General features: G+C 69.0%; 14 protein-coding genes and 1 tRNA gene. 6 read left to right on the top strand and 9 right to left on the bottom strand.

Features of this window, described 5'->3' with window-relative positions; all coding sequences use genetic code 11:
• Positions 1-20: 20 nt before the first annotated feature.
• From CBM981_RS05065 to CBM981_RS05045, 5 genes are all read right to left on the bottom strand, one after another.
• Positions 21-97: transfer RNA gene (locus CBM981_RS05065), tRNA-Met, on the bottom strand.
• A gap of 64 nt (positions 98-161) precedes the next feature.
• Positions 162-1,133, bottom strand: a complete 972-nt coding sequence (locus CBM981_RS05060) for an asparaginase (protein ID WP_087067526.1) — start codon at positions 1,131-1,133, stop codon at positions 162-164.
• A 25-nt stretch (positions 1,134-1,158) separates the two neighbouring features.
• Positions 1,159-1,653 carry a CGLD27 family protein gene (locus CBM981_RS05055; protein ID WP_087067525.1) on the bottom strand — a complete coding sequence of 165 codons (495 nt, stop codon included), beginning with the start codon at positions 1,651-1,653 and terminating at the stop codon, positions 1,159-1,161.
• An 8-nt stretch (positions 1,654-1,661) separates the two neighbouring features.
• Positions 1,662-2,072, bottom strand: coding sequence for a ribosome silencing factor (gene rsfS, locus CBM981_RS05050; protein WP_087067524.1), 411 nt, complete (start codon positions 2,070-2,072; stop codon positions 1,662-1,664).
• Positions 2,065-2,700 (bottom strand): DUF3318 domain-containing protein, encoded by a 636-nt coding sequence (locus CBM981_RS05045; protein ID WP_087067523.1) that lies wholly within the window; start codon positions 2,698-2,700, stop codon positions 2,065-2,067. The genes rsfS and CBM981_RS05045 overlap by 8 nt, the downstream gene beginning before the upstream one ends.
• Before the next feature lie 124 nt (positions 2,701-2,824).
• Here CBM981_RS05045 and carB point away from each other — a divergent pair, with 124 nt between their 5' ends.
• Genes carB through CBM981_RS05030 form a run of 3 tightly spaced genes read left to right on the top strand, consistent with a single transcriptional unit; the run spans position 2,825 to position 8,240 of the window.
• Positions 2,825-6,166 (top strand): carbamoyl-phosphate synthase large subunit, encoded by a 3,342-nt coding sequence (gene carB / locus CBM981_RS05040; protein WP_087067522.1) that lies wholly within the window; start codon positions 2,825-2,827, stop codon positions 6,164-6,166.
• Positions 6,167-6,191: 25 nt separating this feature from the next.
• Positions 6,192-6,866 (top strand): DUF3386 domain-containing protein, encoded by a 675-nt coding sequence (locus tag CBM981_RS05035; RefSeq protein ID WP_087067521.1) that lies wholly within the window; start codon positions 6,192-6,194, stop codon positions 6,864-6,866.
• 54 nt (positions 6,867-6,920) lie between these two features.
• Positions 6,921-8,240: a sodium:alanine symporter family protein gene (locus CBM981_RS05030; RefSeq protein WP_087067520.1), complete on the top strand. Its 1,320-nt coding sequence runs from the start codon at positions 6,921-6,923 to the stop codon at positions 8,238-8,240.
• A 25-nt stretch (positions 8,241-8,265) separates the two neighbouring features.
• On the opposite strand, the gene CBM981_RS05025 is transcribed toward CBM981_RS05030, so the two are convergent.
• From CBM981_RS05025 to CBM981_RS05015, 3 genes are read right to left on the bottom strand one after another with little or no spacing between them, the layout of a single operon-like run.
• Positions 8,266-8,487, bottom strand: a complete 222-nt coding sequence (locus tag CBM981_RS05025; protein ID WP_087067519.1) for a DUF6447 family protein — start codon at positions 8,485-8,487, stop codon at positions 8,266-8,268.
• 25 nt (positions 8,488-8,512) lie between these two features.
• Positions 8,513-8,815 carry a hypothetical protein gene (locus CBM981_RS05020; RefSeq protein WP_087067518.1) on the bottom strand — a complete coding sequence of 101 codons (303 nt, stop codon included), beginning with the start codon at positions 8,813-8,815 and terminating at the stop codon, positions 8,513-8,515.
• A gap of 11 nt (positions 8,816-8,826) precedes the next feature.
• Entirely contained in the window at positions 8,827-10,596 is a 1,770-nt protein-coding gene (locus CBM981_RS05015) for an ABC transporter ATP-binding protein (protein WP_087067517.1), read from the bottom strand.
• A 36-nt stretch (positions 10,597-10,632) separates the two neighbouring features.
• Here CBM981_RS05015 and CBM981_RS05010 point away from each other — a divergent pair, with 36 nt between their 5' ends.
• Genes CBM981_RS05010 through folP form a run of 3 tightly spaced genes read left to right on the top strand, consistent with a single transcriptional unit; the run spans position 10,633 to position 12,456 of the window.
• Positions 10,633-10,827: an RNA-binding S4 domain-containing protein gene (locus CBM981_RS05010; protein WP_087067516.1), complete on the top strand. Its 195-nt coding sequence runs from the start codon at positions 10,633-10,635 to the stop codon at positions 10,825-10,827.
• A gap of 44 nt (positions 10,828-10,871) precedes the next feature.
• Complete coding sequence (gene tpiA, locus CBM981_RS05005; protein WP_087067515.1) at positions 10,872-11,612, top strand: triose-phosphate isomerase; 741 nt, start codon at positions 10,872-10,874, stop codon at positions 11,610-11,612.
• A 55-nt stretch (positions 11,613-11,667) separates the two neighbouring features.
• Positions 11,668-12,456, top strand: a complete 789-nt coding sequence (gene folP, locus CBM981_RS05000; protein WP_087069208.1) for a dihydropteroate synthase — start codon at positions 11,668-11,670, stop codon at positions 12,454-12,456.
• Between the two features lie 46 nt (positions 12,457-12,502).
• On the opposite strand, the gene CBM981_RS04995 is transcribed toward folP, so the two are convergent.
• Positions 12,503-16,522 carry a magnesium chelatase subunit H gene (locus CBM981_RS04995; RefSeq protein ID WP_087067514.1) on the bottom strand — a complete coding sequence of 1,340 codons (4,020 nt, stop codon included), beginning with the start codon at positions 16,520-16,522 and terminating at the stop codon, positions 12,503-12,505.
• Positions 16,523-16,596 lie beyond the last annotated feature (74 nt).

Genomic DNA, 16,596 nt, shown 5'->3' with positions numbered 1-16,596 from the left:
CTTGGTTGGGAGCAATCAAGTGGTGGCGGGGGCGAGATTTGAACTCGCGACCTTCGGGTTATGAGCCCGACGAGCTACCAGGCTGCTCTACCCCGCGGCACAAAAGAAATTGTACCAGCCGGTGTCCGCCGCTACAGGTGGGCCCGCTCTGGCCAGGCTTCTCAGTCGAAGCGCAGCTCCCCCACCACCTCCAGCTTCAGATGGGGGGCCGGCTCCATGAACTGCTGGCGCAGCTCCTCGAGGGTCATGGGGGTGAGCCAGTCGAGCTGCTCCAGCAGATGGAGGGCCACGGCGTGCTTGGCACGGGCCGATCCGTCCTCCACCTTCACGGCCACCCCCAGCCCTTCGCCGACCCGGCTCAGGCACTGGATTCCCTCCGCTCCCCCCTTGCTGAGCACCTGGCCGTGGCCGCGCCGCATCAGTTCGGTGTCGAAGCGCCCCTCGCCCGCCACCAGATCAGGGTGGCTGAGCATGGCGCGGCTGAGCCGCTCCAGATCCGGCTGGGCGCCGGCACCGAGGTGGGCGTAGAGCAGGGCCATCTGGGCCAGCTGCAGCTGCAGGGTGGGCGCCCCGCAGTCATCGCGGGCCGCCACCAGCTCCGCCGCCGGCAGGCCCAGCAGTTCGGCCACCCGCTTGAGCACCTCCTGCTGCAGCGGGTGCTCCAGCTGCAGGTAGCTCTCCAGGCTCCAGCCCATCCGCCGGCAGGTGGCCAGGAAGGCGGCGTGTTTGCCGGAGCAGTTGTGCTCCAGCGGGCTGCTGCCGAGCTCGGGCACCGGGCTCTGCAGCTGTTCGGCCTCCACTTCGGCGCCCCAGAGCAGCCGGAACGCCTCGCGGGCGTGGCGGGAGGTGCCGGCGTGGGAGGCACAGGCGATGGCCAGGCCGCGATCGCCGCAGTTCACCTGATCCGCCGCCCCGCTGGCCACGAACACCGAAGCCTGGAAGGGTTTGAGCGCTGAGCGCACGAAGCTCAGCTGCTGGGGATCACCGGCGCGCATCAGCACCCGTCCCCGCCCATCGCAGACCACGGCGTGGACCCGGTGGTGCGACTCGACGATGCTGTTGCGCAGCAGCCGCACCTCCAGGGGCGGAATGCTGGAGCGGCCGGTACCGCCGAAGCTGGAGGACAGGGTCATGGGGAGCCGGTCGGTCTGGCCGTGCTCACAGAGCCTGACAGAGGCTCGCCCCCAGCAGCATCAGGGTGGCGGCCAGGCCGATGGCCTGCTGCAGCCGCGCCAGGATGGGCCGCACCTGGTGGCGGGCCACCAGCAGATCCTGCTGGCGCCAGGCCAGGGGCTTCTCCCAGACCTGGCCGTCGTACCAGCCGGATTCCTCGTACTCCACCCGCTCGCTCACCAGCCGCTGGTGGATGGTGCTCCAGCCCAGCCACTGCCGCACCAGCAGCAGGGTGGGCAGGGCGATGGCCGCCACCGCGCCCGCCGCCACCATGCGGGCCGGGTCGTGACGCAGCACCCAGCTGCCGCTCGCCACCAGCACGGTGATGGGCAGCACGGACAGCCAGCTCACCGCCAGCGGACGCAGCAGGCCGGGGAGGCTTGCGGCGGGCCAGGCGAAGAACCAGGAGCGGCTCAGTTCCTCGTACTGCCGCAGCGGACGCTGCTCGACAGGCACCGGACAGGGCCCCAGCAGCTCCATGGCGAACGTCAGACGGCGGGTGCGGGATCCGAGCCTAGGTAGGGCACCTGTTCGCCGTGACCCCAGAAGGATTCGAGGTCGTAGTAGCTGCGCTCGGCCGGGGTGAGCACGTGCACGATCACCTCGCCGTAGTCGAGCAGCACCCAGCGGCCCTCGGCCTGGCCTTCCCGGCGCAGGGGCAGCCGTCCCAGCGTCTCCTCGAGCTTCTCCTCCACCGAGCGGGCGATGGCACGCACCTGCACGTCGGAGAGGCCGCTGCAGATCACGAACCAGTCGGCCAGCGACGACACTTCATCCACCCGGATCAGGCGGATATCCACGGCCTTGCGGTCGTCGCAGGCCTCGGCCACCAGCATGGCCAGCGCCTCGGTCTGGGGATCCCGGGGTGTGGCGGAGGGCTGCAGGAGTGGCTCAGCCATACACGTTCTCACTGGTGACCGACTGGCGGGATCCCTGCTGCTGGGCCATTTCCGCACGGGCTTTGGCGGCGCTCTTGCGCAGGGCTTCGAGCCGGTCTTCGTAGAAGGAGCGCTTCTTCTTCTTGCGGGTCTGCTCGGCGAGCTCCTTGAGCGCTCCCCCCAGGCTCTTGTAGGCATTGGGCAGGGTGTAGCCGAAGCGGCAGGCCAGGTCGATGGCCCGTTCGTCGGCGCTGATGGCGTCCTGCAGGCGCTTCTCGGAGTTGTTCTTCAGGTAGAGCCGGTAGCCGGCGAAGCCCGAGAGGCCGAGCGCCATCAGCAGCAGCAGACCGTCCTGCACCCACAGCTCCCCGATGGCACCGCCGAGGCCGATCGCCAGCGCGGCCATCTCCCAGCCGTCGCGGGGCACCGCATCGTTCTGAATGCGGCCCACCTCATGCCAGAAGAGCAGGTTGCGGTGGTCCAGGGCCAGCGCGTCCCACTTCTCGAGGTCGAGCTGGATTTCGATCTCGTCGCGGCCGATCTCCTCGATGGTGATCAGCGGGGGCTCCACCGAAGCTGCGGCTTCCACGAACACCCAGCTCTGCATTTCGGGAGGCAGCAGCCCCTTCAGGCGCTGGAGTTCGCTCATCGACGGGTCTGGAGGATTGGGGCCACCACCCTAGCCACCACCGGCGGTGAGGCCCCGTTGTCCCTGAACGTTCCCTGCCGCTGGGGCATGAGACGCTGGACCGGTTTGGCCGCTGCCCACGCCCATGCCCCGCCGCACGGACCTGAAACGGATTTTGCTGCTGGGCTCGGGCCCCATCGTGATCGGCCAGGCCTGTGAGTTCGACTACTCCGGCACCCAGGCCTGCAAGGCCCTGCGGGCCGAGGGCTACGAGGTGGTGCTGGTGAACAGCAACCCGGCCTCGATCATGACCGATCCCGACATGGCGGATCGCACCTACATCGAGCCGCTCACGCCGGAGGTGGTGGCCCGGGTGATCGCGATCGAGAGGCCCGACGCGCTGCTGCCCACCATGGGGGGGCAGACCGCCCTCAATCTGGCGGTGGCCCTGGCGGAGAACGGCACGCTGGCGGAGTTCGGCGTGGAGCTGATCGGTGCCGACCTGGAGGCGATCCGCAAGGCGGAAGACCGCCAGCTGTTCAAACAGGCGATGGAGAAGATCGGCGTGGCGGTGTGCCCATCCGGCATTGCCAACAACCTCGAGGAGGCCGAGGTGGTGGGCGAGGCCATCGGCAGCTACCCGCGCATCATCCGCCCGGCCTTCACCCTCGGCGGCAGCGGTGGCGGCATCGCCTACAACCCCGAGGAGTTCCGCGCCTTCTGCAAGAGCGGCCTGGAGGCCAGCCCCGTCTCCCAGATCCTGATCGAGCAGTCGCTGCTGGGCTGGAAGGAGTTCGAGCTGGAGGTGATGCGCGACACCGCCGACAACGTGGTGATCGTGTGCTCGATCGAGAACCTCGACCCCATGGGAGTGCACACCGGCGACTCGATCACCGTCGCCCCGGCCCAGACCCTCACCGACCGGGAATACCAGCGGCTGCGGGACCAGTCGATCGCGATCATCCGCGAGATCGGGGTGGACACCGGCGGCAGCAACATCCAGTTCGCCATCAACCCCGCCAACGGCGATGTGGTGGTGATCGAGATGAACCCGCGCGTCTCGCGCTCCTCCGCCCTGGCCAGCAAGGCCACCGGCTTCCCGATCGCCAAGCTGGCCGCCCGCCTGGCGGTGGGCTACACCCTCGACGAGATCATCAACGACATCACCGGGGCCACCCCCGCCTGCTTCGAGCCCACGATCGACTACGTGGTGACGAAGATTCCCCGCTTCGCCTTCGAGAAGTTCCAGGGCAGCTCAGCGGTGCTCACCACCTCGATGAAGTCGGTGGGGGAGGCGATGGCCATCGGCCGCAGCTTCGAGGAATCCTTCCAGAAGGCCCTGCGCTCGCTCGAAACCGGCCATGCCGGCTGGGGCTGTGACCGCCCCGACCCCACCCCGGATGCCGGCGCCCTCTGCACGGCCCTGCGCACCCCCACGCCGGAGCGGATCTTCGCCGTGCGCACCGCCATGGTGGCGGGGCTGAGCGATGCCGAGATCCACCGCCTCAGCGCCATCGATCCCTGGTTCCTGGCCAAGCTGCGCGGCATCGTGACCGCCGAGCAGGCCCTGCTGCGGGGGCGCAGCCTCGAGGAGCTGGACGCTGAAGCCCTGCTCCAGCTCAAGCAGCTGGGGTTCTCCGATCCCCAGATCGCCTGGGCCTCCGGCAGCGACCAGCTGGCCGTGCGCCGCCACCGCCAGGCGCTGGGGGTGAACGCGGTGTTCAAGACCGTGGACACCTGCGCCGCCGAGTTCGCCTCCCAGACCCCTTACCACTACTCCACCTACGAGCGGCCGCTGGAGCGCATCGGTGCCGATGGGGTGGTGGCGGCGCTGCCGCCCGAGAACGAGGTGACGCCGGAGAGCCGCCGCAAGGTGATGATCCTCGGCGGCGGGCCGAACCGCATCGGCCAGGGCATCGAGTTCGACTACTGTTGCTGCCACGCCTCCTTCGCCCTGCAGGACGAGGGGTTCGCCACCGTGATGGTGAACAGCAACCCGGAAACGGTGTCCACCGACTACGACACCTCCGACCGCCTCTACTTCGAGCCCCTCACCCTCGAGGACGTGCTCAATGTGATCGAGGCGGAGAAGCCCGCCGGGGTGATCGTGCAGTTCGGCGGCCAGACGCCGCTCAAGCTGGCCCTGCCGCTGCTGCGCTGGCTGGATTCACCCGAGGGGCAGGCCACCGGCACCCGCATCTGGGGCACCTCGCCCCAGTCGATCGACACCGCCGAAGACCGCGAGCAGTTCGAGGCGATCCTGCGCCGCCTCGAGATCCGCCAGCCACGCAACGGCCTGGCCCGCAGCGAGGAGGAGGCCCTGGCGGTGGCCGACCGCGTGGGCTACCCCGTGGTGGTGCGCCCCAGCTACGTGCTGGGGGGCAGGGCCATGGAGGTGGTGTTCCACGAGCAGGAGCTCAGGCGCTACATGGCCGAGGCCGTGACCGTGGAGCCCGACCACCCCGTGCTGATCGACCAGTACCTCGAGAACGCGGTGGAGGTGGATGTGGATGCCCTCTGCGACCACACCGGCACCGTGGTGATCGGCGGCGTGATGGAGCACATCGAGCCGGCCGGGATCCATTCCGGCGATTCGGCCTGCTGTCTGCCCACCGTGAGCCTGGGGGAGGCGGGCCTGGCCACGATCCGGGCCTGGAGCAAGGCCCTGGCCCTGGCCCTCGATGTGCGCGGCCTGATCAACCTGCAGTTCGCCGTGCAGCGCACCCCCGAGGGGGAGGAGCGGGTGTTCATCATCGAGGCCAACCCCCGCGCCTCCCGCACGGTGCCGTTCGTGGCCAAGGCCACCGGCGTGCCCCTGGCCAAGGTGGCCAGTCGCCTGATGGCCGGCCGCAGCCTCGCCGACCTGGGGCTGCTCACCGAACCGGTGCCCCCCCTGCAGACCGTGAAGGAGGCGGTGCTGCCCTTCAAACGCTTCCCCGGCTCCGACACGGTGCTCGGTCCCGAGATGCGCAGCACCGGCGAGGTGATGGGCATCGCCCCCGCCTTCGGCATGGCCTACGCCAAGGCCGAGCAGGGGGCGGGCGAGAGCCTGCCCACCGGCGGCCGCGTCTTTCTCTCCACCCACGACCGCGACAAGCAGGGGCTGGTGCCGGTGGCCCGGGGCCTGGCGGAGCTGGGCTTCGAGCTGATCGCCACCGCCGGCACGGCGGCGGTGCTGGCCGAGCAGGGGCTGACGGTGGAGCCGATCCTGAAGGTGCATGAGGGGCGTCCCAACATCGAGGACGCCATCCGCTCCGGCCTGATCCAGCTGGTGGTGAACACGCCGATCGGGCGCCAGGCGGCCTTCGATGACGCCTACCTGCGGCGCGCCGCTCTGGACTACGCCGTGCCCACCCTCACCACCCTGGCCGGGGCACGGGCGGCGGTGGAGGCGATCCGGGCCCTGCAGGATCAGCACCTGCAGGTGACGGCCCTGCAGGACATCCATCCCGCGGCGGCAGGACAGCCCCCGGTGCCCGCTGGGTAGCGTTGGGGGCCCCGCGCCCGTTTCCTTGACCGCCACCCTCTCCAGCCCCATCCAGGCCGGCAGCGACTGCACGGCCGCTTTCCGTGCCGCCTACGAGAACCGCTACACCTGGGATCCGGACTTCGGCGGTTACCAGGGCCGCTGCGTCCTGGAGCAGGACGGCCGTGTGGTGGAAGGTCGCTTCAGGGTGGGCGCCGATCTCAAGGCCAGCGTGGAGGGGATCGAGGCCGAGGCTGACCAGAAACTGCTGGCGGGCCAGCTGTGGGAGGTGGCCATCCACCGGGTGCGCCGCAGCTTCGAGCAGACCCACGGCGCCAACACCTTCACGGCCGGCAACACCGATGCGGTGGGCACCGAGGTGATCGTGGGCGGCAAGAACGCCGGCGACCGCTACCGCATCAAGGACAGCGTGGTGACGATGGTGCACCGCCACATCCACGGCACCGTGGTGACGATCTTCACCGAGGCGGTGACCGACACCGGCGCCGGCTACCTCAGCCGCTGCTACACCAGCCAGTACGCCGATCCGGCCAGCGGCGAGGCCCGCGGCGGCCGCAGCCACTTCACCGACACCTTCGTGCCGCTGGCCGGCAGCGGGCCCTGGGTGCTCGGCGAGCGCGTGGTGGAGGTGGAGGCCCATGGAGAAAGCCCGGCCAGCCGCCAGGTGTTCCGTTTCGAAGACCTGCAGCCCCTCGGTTAGGGCTGGCCGCAGCCTGCCCCCCATGACACCATCGCGGCAATCTGACGCGGCCCGGTGGACCTTCTCTCCCAAATCAACGGCGTGGTCTGGGGGCCGGCCACCCTCTGGCTGATCGGCCTCACGGGCCTCTATCTGATGCTGGGACTGCGGTTCATGCCGCTGCTCCGGATCGGCTTCGGCTTCCGCCAGGCGATCGCCTCGATCCGCTCGTCCAAGGGGGAGGGCGATGTCTCCGCCTTCGAGTCGCTGGCCACCGCCCTGGCGGCCACGATCGGTACGGGCAACGTGGCGGGCGTGGCCGGGGCCATCGCCGTGGGTGGTCCCGGCGCCGTGTTCTGGATGTGGGTGATCGCCTTCGTGGGGATGGCCACCAAGTACGCCGAATCGCTGCTGGCGGTGCACTACCGCGAGGTGGATGAGCTCGGGGAGCACGTGGGCGGGCCGATGTACTTCATCCGCAACGGCCTCGGCCCCCGCTGGGCCTGGCTGGGCGGGCTGTTCGCCCTGTTCGGCACCCTGGCGGGCTTCGGCATCGGCAACGGTGTGCAGGCCCACGAGATGGCCAAGGCCCTGAATGAATCGCTGGCGGTTCCGCCCCTGGCCACCGGCGTGGTGATGGCCGTGCTGGCCTATCTCGTGCTGATCGGCGGCATCGAGCGCATCGGCAAGGTGGCCGAGGTGGTGGTGCCGCTGATGGCCGCGGTGTATGTGCTGGGCTCCCTGCTGATCCTCCTTGTGCACATCGACAAGGTTCCCGCGGCCTTCGGGGTGATCTTCAGCAATGCCTTCACGGGCCAGGCCGCCGCCGGCGGCGCTCTGGGCACGGTGATCCAGAAGGGCATTGCCCGGGGCATCTTCTCCAACGAAGCGGGGCTGGGCACCGCACCCATCGCCCAGGCGGCGGCCAAGCCCGGCGATCCGGTGCTGCAGGGCAGTGTGGCCATGCTGGGCACCTTCATCGACACCCTGGTGATCTGCACGATGACGGCGCTGGTGATCGTGGCCAGCGGCCTCTATGACAGTGGCGCCCAGGGGGTGACCCTCACCATGGCCGCCTTCGACTGGGGCCTGCCCGGTGGCAAGTGGCTGGTGACCTTCGCCACCGTCTTCTTCACCGCCACCACGATCCTCGGCTGGGGCTACTACAGCGAACGCTGCCTCGAGTTCCTGGTGGGCACTGGTGGCATCAAACCCTTCCGCTTCGTCTGGGTGGCCGTGGTGGTGCTGGGTTCGGTCGCCAGCTTCGAGGCGATCTGGACCATCGCCGACATCCTCAACGGCCTGATGGCGATCCCCAACCTGATCGGTCTGCTGCTGCTCTCGGGCACCGTGTTCCGGCTCACGCGGGCTTACCGGTTCGAGCGGGCCGACTGATCGAGCGATCGAGCGGGCCGAGCGCTCAGGGCAGGGGGGCGATCATCTTCAGCTTCTCGTTGAGCTGGCTGGCCATCGCCTGGCGTCCCACGGCCAGCACCTTGAGGGTGTCCTCATGCATGCGCAGCTGGGCATCGGCCACCTGCATGCCCCGCACCAGTTCCTTCACATCCTCGGGAAGGGTGTTGAGGTCGTAACGCTGGCCCTCGAAGGTGAGCACGGGTGGCTGCTGGGGGGTGGCGGTCACGGGCGGGCACTCTGGGTCTGCCCGCTCAGGATACGGATGGACCCCCACCCCCAGGCCGCTTGAAGAAGAACATCAGCAGGGGCCCCACCTGGGCCGCCTCCACCATCTCCCAGTTCTCGCGCCCGAGGGCGTTCAGAAAGAACTGGAGCTGCTCGGCGGGATGGCGGGGCCTGGCATTGAGCGGGCCGTATTGCTGAGGAAACTCCTTCTGCAGGAACTCGGGGCTGAGGGCTCCCCCCAGCTTCTCGCTGTCCGTCTTCGGGGAGGGGGGCTCCGGCGGGGCGCCGCTCTCCACGTTGATGTGAATCACCCGGTACTCCCAGCCCATGGCCGTGCGCGTCAGGATTCGAGGTGGATGAACTGACGCTCGCACAGATCGCGGTAGCGACCGGCCTGCGCCATCAGCTGATTGTGGCTGCCCTGCTCGACAATCCGGCCGGCTTCGAGCACCACGATGCGGTCGGCGCTCTGCACGGTGGAGAGGCGGTGGGCGATCACCAGCACGGTGCGGCCCGCCATCGCCGCTTCCAGCCCTGCCTGCACAGCTGCTTCAGCCTCCGCGTCCAGCGCGCTGGTGGCCTCGTCCAGCAGCAGCACGGCGGGATTCCCCAGCACGGCCCGGGCGATGGCGAGCCGCTGCAGCTGGCCTCCGGAGAAGTTGCTGCCCCTCTCCTCCACCCGGCTGGCGTAACCCTGGGGGAGCGACTGCAGGAACCCATCGGCATTGGCGATGCGGGCCGCCTCCCGGATCGCCTCCGGGCCGGCCTGCCGGCCGAAGGCGATCGCCTCGGCCACCGTGCCGGAAAAGATGCTGCTCTGCTGCGGCACCAGGGCCACGGCCCGGCGCAGATCGGCGGAACGCAGATCGGCCAGGTCGTGGCCGTCGAGCAGCACCCGCCCCCGCTGGCAGGTGTTGAAGCGCAGCAGCAGCGAGAACAGGGTGCTCTTGCCGGCGCCGGAGGGCCCCACCAGCGCCACCACCTCCCCGGGCCGCACCCGCAGGCTCACCCCATCCAGCACGGGCTGGCCGGGGCTGTAGGCGAAGCTCACATCCTCCAGCACCAGTTCCCCCCGCACCGGCCCCAGCGGCAGGGCATCGGCGCGGTCGGGGGGCTCGATTGGTTCCAGCTCGATCGCCCGCAGCCGCTGCAGGGAGGCCTGGCCCTGCTGGAACTCGTTGAAGTTGGTGGTGAGGTGGGCGATCGGGTCGATCAGCATCAGCAGGGCAGCCACATAGCTGCTGAAGCCCTGGCTGTCGAGATCGCCGGCCTGGATGCGCCAGGCGCCGATCAGCAGCACCGCCAGGATGCCCGCGGCTTCGAGCAGGCCCACCACGGGATGCTGCAGCGCCAGCAGCCGCAGGGTGCGGTAGCGGGCACGGCGGTGCAGCGCGATCTCCTGGTCGAAGCGCTCCTGCAGCCAGGGTTCCGCCGCAAAGGCCCGCACCAGGGGCAGCCCGGCGATCGCCTCGCCGAGCAGGCTGGCCAGCTCGCTCACCTGCTGCTGGCTGCGTTCGGCGGCCCCCATCACCCGGGCGCCGAAACCGCTCACCAGCAGCGCCACCACCGGGGCCAGCAGCAGGGTGGCCAGGGCCAGGGTGCCGTCGAGCCACACCATGTAGCCCAGCACCGCCAGCAGTTGCAGGGCGCTGGGGGTCGTGTCCTGGATGGTCTTGTAGACCACCTCCCCCACCCGGTCGGCATCCTCGGTGAGGCGGTAGGTGAGGTCGCCGGTGGAGAGTTTCTCCAGGGCGTTGAAGTCAAGCCGCTGCAGCCGGGCGAACAGCTCGTGCCGCAGGGTCTGACTCACGTGGAGGGCCGGGGCGGCCAGCAGGGTGTCCTGGCCGAACTGGGCGGCTTTCTGCACGACGAACACCGCCAGGGCGGCCAGGATCGTCTGCAGGGTGACCACCACATCACCGGCTCCGATCGCCGGGATCAGCCGTCCCGCCAGCCAGGCCAGCAGCGGCCAGCACAGCACGAAGACCAGGATGCAGACCCCACCGGCAGCCAGTCGCCTGCGGTGGGGCCGCAGCAGGGGCCACAGCCTGCGGACGGTGCTGCCGAGGGCGGCCGGGGGCGACCGACGGGCCGTGGGCGATGCGAGCATCCGGGCACGCTATCTCCCGTGCCCGCGGCCATTCCCTTGAAGCTCGATCAGTTCCTCAAGTTCCAGGGTCTGGCCGCCACCGGCGGCGAGGCCAAGCTGCGGATCCAGCGGGGTGATGTGCGGGTCAACGGAATCATCGAAACGCGCCGGGGGCGCCAGCTGGCCTGCGGGGATGCGGTGAGCCTGGATGGCCGCGAGATCCTCGTCACCCCGGTCCGGCGTGAACGCTGACAGGCGGCCTATTAGCTTTTCCCCACGTCGCTGGGAGTGGACCATTGGCCAAGGCTGTGATCGCAGGCAACTGGAAGATGCACATGACCTGCGCCCAGACGCGGGAGTTCGCCGCTGCCTTCCGTCCCCTGATCAACGATCTTCCGGATGATCGCCAGGTGCTGATCGCCCCGCCGTTCACCGCCATCCCCACCCTCAGCCGACACCTGGAGGGCACCGGGGTGTTCATCGCCGCCCAGAACGTGCACTGGGATGAACAAGGCGCCTACACCGGCATGGTGTCGGCACCGATGCTGGTGGAGCATGGCGTCACCCATGCCATCGTGGGCCACAGCGAGCCGCGCAAGTACTTCAGCGAGTCGGATGAGCAGATCAACCTGCGCGCCCGCACGGCCCAGAAGCATGGCCTGATCCCCATCCTCTGCGTGGGGGAGAGCCTCGATCAGCGGGAGACCGGCGAAACCGAGCGGGTGATCCATCGCCAGATCGAGCAGGGCCTCGAGGCCGTGGATCCCACCCGGCTGATCGTGGCCTACGAGCCGATCTGGGCCATCGGCACCGGCAAGACCTGCGCGGCGGATGAAGCCAACCGCATCTGCGGCCTGATCCGGCAGTGGGTGGGCCAGCCCGACGTCACGGTGCAGTACGGCGGCTCGGTGAATCCGGCCACGATCGATGCCCTCATGGCTCAGAGCGACATCGATGGCGTGCTGGTGGGGGGAGCGTCGCTGGAACCCTCCAGTTTTGCCCGCATCGCCAACTTCCGCGTGTCAGCTGCCGTTTGATTTGAGCCAGTCCGGCCTGGATCAGCTGCCTGGCTGGGGGCGTCGCCCCCTGGTGATGGGGATTCTCAATCTGACCCCCGACTCCTTCAGTGACGGGGGCCGTCTGGACACCCCGGAAGCCGCCCTGCGCCAGGCCGGGCGCATGCTCCGGCAGGGGGCCGATCTGCTGGATCTCGGCGCCCAGAGCACGCGCCCGGGGGCAGGGCCCATGCGTCCTGAGCAGGAGCTTGAGCGACTGCTGCCTGCCCTGCGGGCGATCCGGTCGGCCTACCCCGGCGCCTGCCTGTCGGTGGACACCTTCGAGCCTCTGGTGGCGGAGGTGGCCCTGGCCGAGGGTGCCGACTGGATCAACAATGTGCGCGGTGCTAATCCGGAGGCGCCGGCGGCGGCGATGGCGAGGGTGGTGGCTGCCTCGGGCTGCCCCTATGTGCTCATGCACAGCCGCGGAGACAGCCGGAGCATGGACCGCAGGGCCTCCTACGGCGATCTGCTGGAGGAGGTGAGGGGCGAACTGCTCCAGGGCACGGACGCGGCCCTGGCGGCCGGAGTCAGGCCGGGGCAGATCCTCTGGGATCCTGGCCTGGGGTTCGCCAAGACCAACGACCAGAATCTGGAGCTGGTGCGCGGGCTGTCCCGGTTGCGTGCCGAGGGATTTCCCCTGCTGGTCGGACCCTCGCGCAAGCGCTTCATCGGAGCGGTGCTGCAGGAGCCGCGGCCCCGGGCCCGTCTCTGGGGGACGGCGGCGGTGTGTGCCCTGGCGGTGGCCCAGGGCGTTGCCGTGCTTCGGGTCCACGACGTGGGCCCCATCGCCCAGGTGGTGCGGATGGCGGCGGCGCTGGCCTGACCGCTGACGCTGATCGTGGGGGGTGGCCCCCCCCGGCTGGGCGGCGTCAGGCGTTCGTGACGCCTTCGATGCGGTCCTCGATCTCCTGGTAGAGCTCCTGCAACTGCTGGATGTTCTCGTCGGAGGTGTCCCAGTAGCCGCGGCCGTTCACTTCGAGCAGGGTGCCCACGATGCGGCGGAAGCTGTGGGGGTTGAGCTCCATCAGCCGCTGGCGCATCTCCGGATCGTTGATGAAGGTGTCGTTGGCCTCCTCGTACACGAAGTTGTCCACGGCGCCACTGGTGGCGCTCCATCCCAGGGTGAAGTTGAGCCGTTTGGCCACCTCCCGCACCCCCTCATAGCCCGAATTGAGCATGCCTTCGTACCACTTGGGGTTGAGCAGCTTGGTGCGGGAATCGAGCCGGATTGTTTCGCTCAACGAGCGCACCTGGGCGTTGGCCGTGGTGGTGTCGGCGATGTAGCTGGCCGGTGCCTTGCCGTCGTCCCGCAGGCCCTGGATCAGCTTGGTGGGATCGGAATCGAAGTAGTGGCTCACATCGGTGAGCGAGATCTCGGCGGAGTCGAGGTTCTGGAAGGTGACATCGGCGGTCTTCATCACCGACTCGAACACTTCGCGCTTCTGGTTCATCTCGCCCGGGTTGTCGGCATTGAAGGCGAAGGTCTTGCGGGAGAGGTACATCTCCTGCAGTTCCCCCTCCTCCTCCCAGGTGCTGTTCTCCACCGCCAGGTTCACGTTCGAGCTGTAGCTGCCGCTGGCATTGGAGAACACCCGGGTGGCGGCATCCCGCAGGCTGATGCCCTCCTTGGCGGCCTGCTCCTGGGCATGCTTGCGCACGAAGTTCATCGCCAGCGGCTCATCGGCCTCGGCGGCCATCTTCACGCCCTGGTCGATCAGGCCCATCTGGTTGATGAACAGATCCCGGAACACGCCGCTGCAGTTCACCACCACATCGATGCGGGGCCGGCCCAGCTCCTCCAGGGAGATCAGCTCCAGCTTGTTCACCCGCCCCAGGGAATCGGGCACGGGCCGCACACCGATGAACCAGAGGATCTGGGCCAGTGATTCGCCGTAGGTCTTGATGTTGTCGGTGCCCCAGAGCACACAGGCGATCGTTTCCGGCCAGGTGCCCTGCTCGGCCTTCTGGCGCTCGATCAGCCGGTCGACCACCACCTTGGCGGCGGCGATGGCGGCCCTGGTGGGAATGGCCTGGGGGTCGAGGGCGTGCAGGTTCTTGCCGCTGGGCAGCACCCCGGGGTTGCGGATCGGATCACCGCCCGGACCGGGCAGCACGTATTCGCCATCGAGGGCCCGCAGCAGGCTCTCCATCTCCATGTCGGCGCAGATCTGCTCCAGGCAGAACTGCAGGTAGCCGAACAGTTTGTCGAGCTCGGCCTGGTCCACCTGGGCGAAGCCGGCGGCGCAGCAGGCGCCCAGCCAGGGACTGGGCAGCTTGAAGCCGAAGCGCTCCAGCAGGTTGAAGAACCAGGCGAAGTTGCGCCGCAGGGTCACCCGGCCGTCGCTGCCCGTCACCGCCTTCACCATTGCCCCCACGGCGGCCCGCGAGGTTTCGGTGATCACCCGGTTGAGCTCCACATCGGCGAGCACCCCGGCGTCGTTGCCCTTGTAGATCTCGGCGATGGTGCGGCCCCGGCTCTCGGCCAGCAGGGCCGGCAGCGAACGGATGCCCTCCTCCTCGCGCTCCAGGGCGGCGATGTTCACCAGGGTGGCGATGGCCTCCTCGGCGGTGGGAGGCTTGCCGATCGTGTGCAGGCCGCAGGGCAGCAGGCGGCTCTCGATCTCCATCAGCTGGCGGTACACCGCGCCGATCACGGCATCGCGGGCGTCCAGATCCAGCTCGGCGCCGTCCACCTCCGGCAGGGCCACGTCCTTGTCGAGGTTGCAGAGGCGGGCCGTTTCCACCACGGCGTTCACGATCTGCACACCGCGGCTGCTTTCGCGCAGCTGCTGGTAGGAGCCCACCAGTTCGCCCAGCTCCTTGAGCCCCTTGTAGAGGCCGGCATTCTCCGCCGGTGGGGTGAGGTAGCTGATCGTTTCGGCGTAGCCGCGCCGCTTGGCGATCGTGGCTTCCGAAGGGTTGTTGGCGGCGTAGTAGTAAAGGTTCGGCAGGGCGCCGATCAGCGAATCGGGGTAGCAGGTGTCGCTCATGCCCATCTGCTTGCCGGGCATGAACTCCAGCGAGCCGTGGGTGCCGAAGTGCAGCACCGCATCGGCCCCCCACACCTTCTCCAGATAGGTGTAGTAGGCCGCGAAGCCGTGGTGGGGGCTGGCGCTGCGGGAATAGAGCAGCCGCATCGGGTCGCCCTCGTAGCCGAAGGTGGGCTGCACCCCCACGAACACGTTGCCGAAGTGGCGGCCGTAGATCAGCAGGTTGGTGCCGTCGCTGTTCAGGTTGCCGGGTGGCTTGCCCCAGTTCTCCTCCAGCCGCCCGGAGTACGGGGTGAGCCGTTCGTATTCGGCCACGCTCATGCGGTGGGCGATGGCCAGCTCGGGGGCTCCCTCCAGCGCTTCGGGGTCCTGCAGCACCGACTCCATCAGCGCCTTGGGGGTCTTGGGCAGTCCGCTCACGTCGTAGCCCTGGGCGGCCATCTCCTCCATCACCCGATGGATCGAACCGAACACATCCAGGTAGGCGGCGGTGCCCACGTTGCCCTTGTCCGGGGGAAAGCTGAACACCGTGATCGCCAGCTTCTTGGTGGCGCGGGGCTTGATCCGCAGCGAGGCCCAGCGGATCGAGCGCTCGGCGATCGCCTCCACCCGGTCCTGCAGGGTGTGGGCCTTGCCGGTGGCGTCATCGCGGCCGCTCAGCACGATCGGCTCGATGGCGCCATCGAGCTCGGGGATGGCGATCTGCAGCGCCACCTGCACCGGGTGCAGCCCCAGGTCGCTCTCCTCCCACTCCTGGGTGGTCTGGAACACCAGGGGCAGCGCCACCATGTAGGGGCGGTTGAGCTTCTTGAGCACCTCGATCGCCTTGGGGTGGTCCTGGCGGGCCGGCCCCCCCACCAGCGCGAAGCCGGTGAGGCTCACCACCCCATCCACCAGGGGCTGATCGGGGTTGAGCGGGTCGTAGAAGAAGGCGTTGACGGGGCGGGTGAAGTCGAGTCCGCCGCAGAACACCGGGATCACCGTGGCGCCGCGGTATTCCAGCTCCTGGATCACCGCCACGTAGTGGGCCTCATCGCCGGTGACGATGTGGCTCCTCTGCAGCACCAGGCCGATCACGGGCCCATGGCGGGCCTGTTCGGAGAGATCGCGGCGGCTGGCGCTCCAGTTGAGGTACTCCTTGATGTCTTCGAACATGCCCGGCGCCAGCGGGTGCCAGATGCCCAGATCCGGGAACACCACCGGGTCGGCCACCTGCACGGCGGGGCGGTCGGCGCCCTCCACGCCCTTGCCGCTGCGGGGGAAGACGTACTTGTCCGCCAGCATCAGCAGGAAGTTGCGCAGGTTGTCCGGCGTACCCCCCAGCCAGTACTGGAAGCTGAGCATGAAGGAGCGGGCGTCCTGCGCCTTCTCCACCGGCAGGTACTTCAACACGGTGGGCAGCGTGTTGAGCAGCTTCAACATCGCGTCCTGGAAGCCGGCGCCGCCGGCCTCCTTCCGCTTCTTCATGAAGCCGGCGATGGCGCTCTTGCTCTGGCCCAGCTGGGCCATCGAGAAGGTGCCGAGCTTGTTGAGCCGCATCACCTCCGGCATGGAGGGGAACACCACGGCGGCCTTGAGCCGGTCGCGGTGGGGCGCCACGGCCTCCACCACCTTCTGGGCCAGGTCCTCGATGAAGATCAGCGAGGCGATGAACACATCGGCCGCCGCCACATCCGCCTGGAAGTCGGCGTAGTTCTGCGGATCGCGCAGCTCCTCGATCAGGTAGCCGCTCAGCTCGATCGCCAGGGGGCCGTTCTGGTCGTTCAGGGAGGTGGCCGCCTGGGTGAGGGCGTTCTGGTACTGGGGCTCGAGCACCACATACACGGCCTTCATCACCGCACCGGAGTGGGAGGCGGCAGGGCTGACCCGACGGTTGGCGGAACGGACCTGCGTGAACATGTGGGCGCGGGAGCTGGTGGCCTGAGCTTACGAAGGCCCTTCCTGGGACGTGAGCCGCCCCATAGGCTCTGCTG

The sequence above is a fragment of the Cyanobium sp. NIES-981 genome (assembly GCF_900088535.1).
In the GTDB taxonomy this organism is placed as follows: domain Bacteria; phylum Cyanobacteriota; class Cyanobacteriia; order PCC-6307; family Cyanobiaceae; genus NIES-981.
Note: the sequence above shows the minus strand (reverse complement) of the source record. Positions and strands in the feature narration are given on the sequence as shown.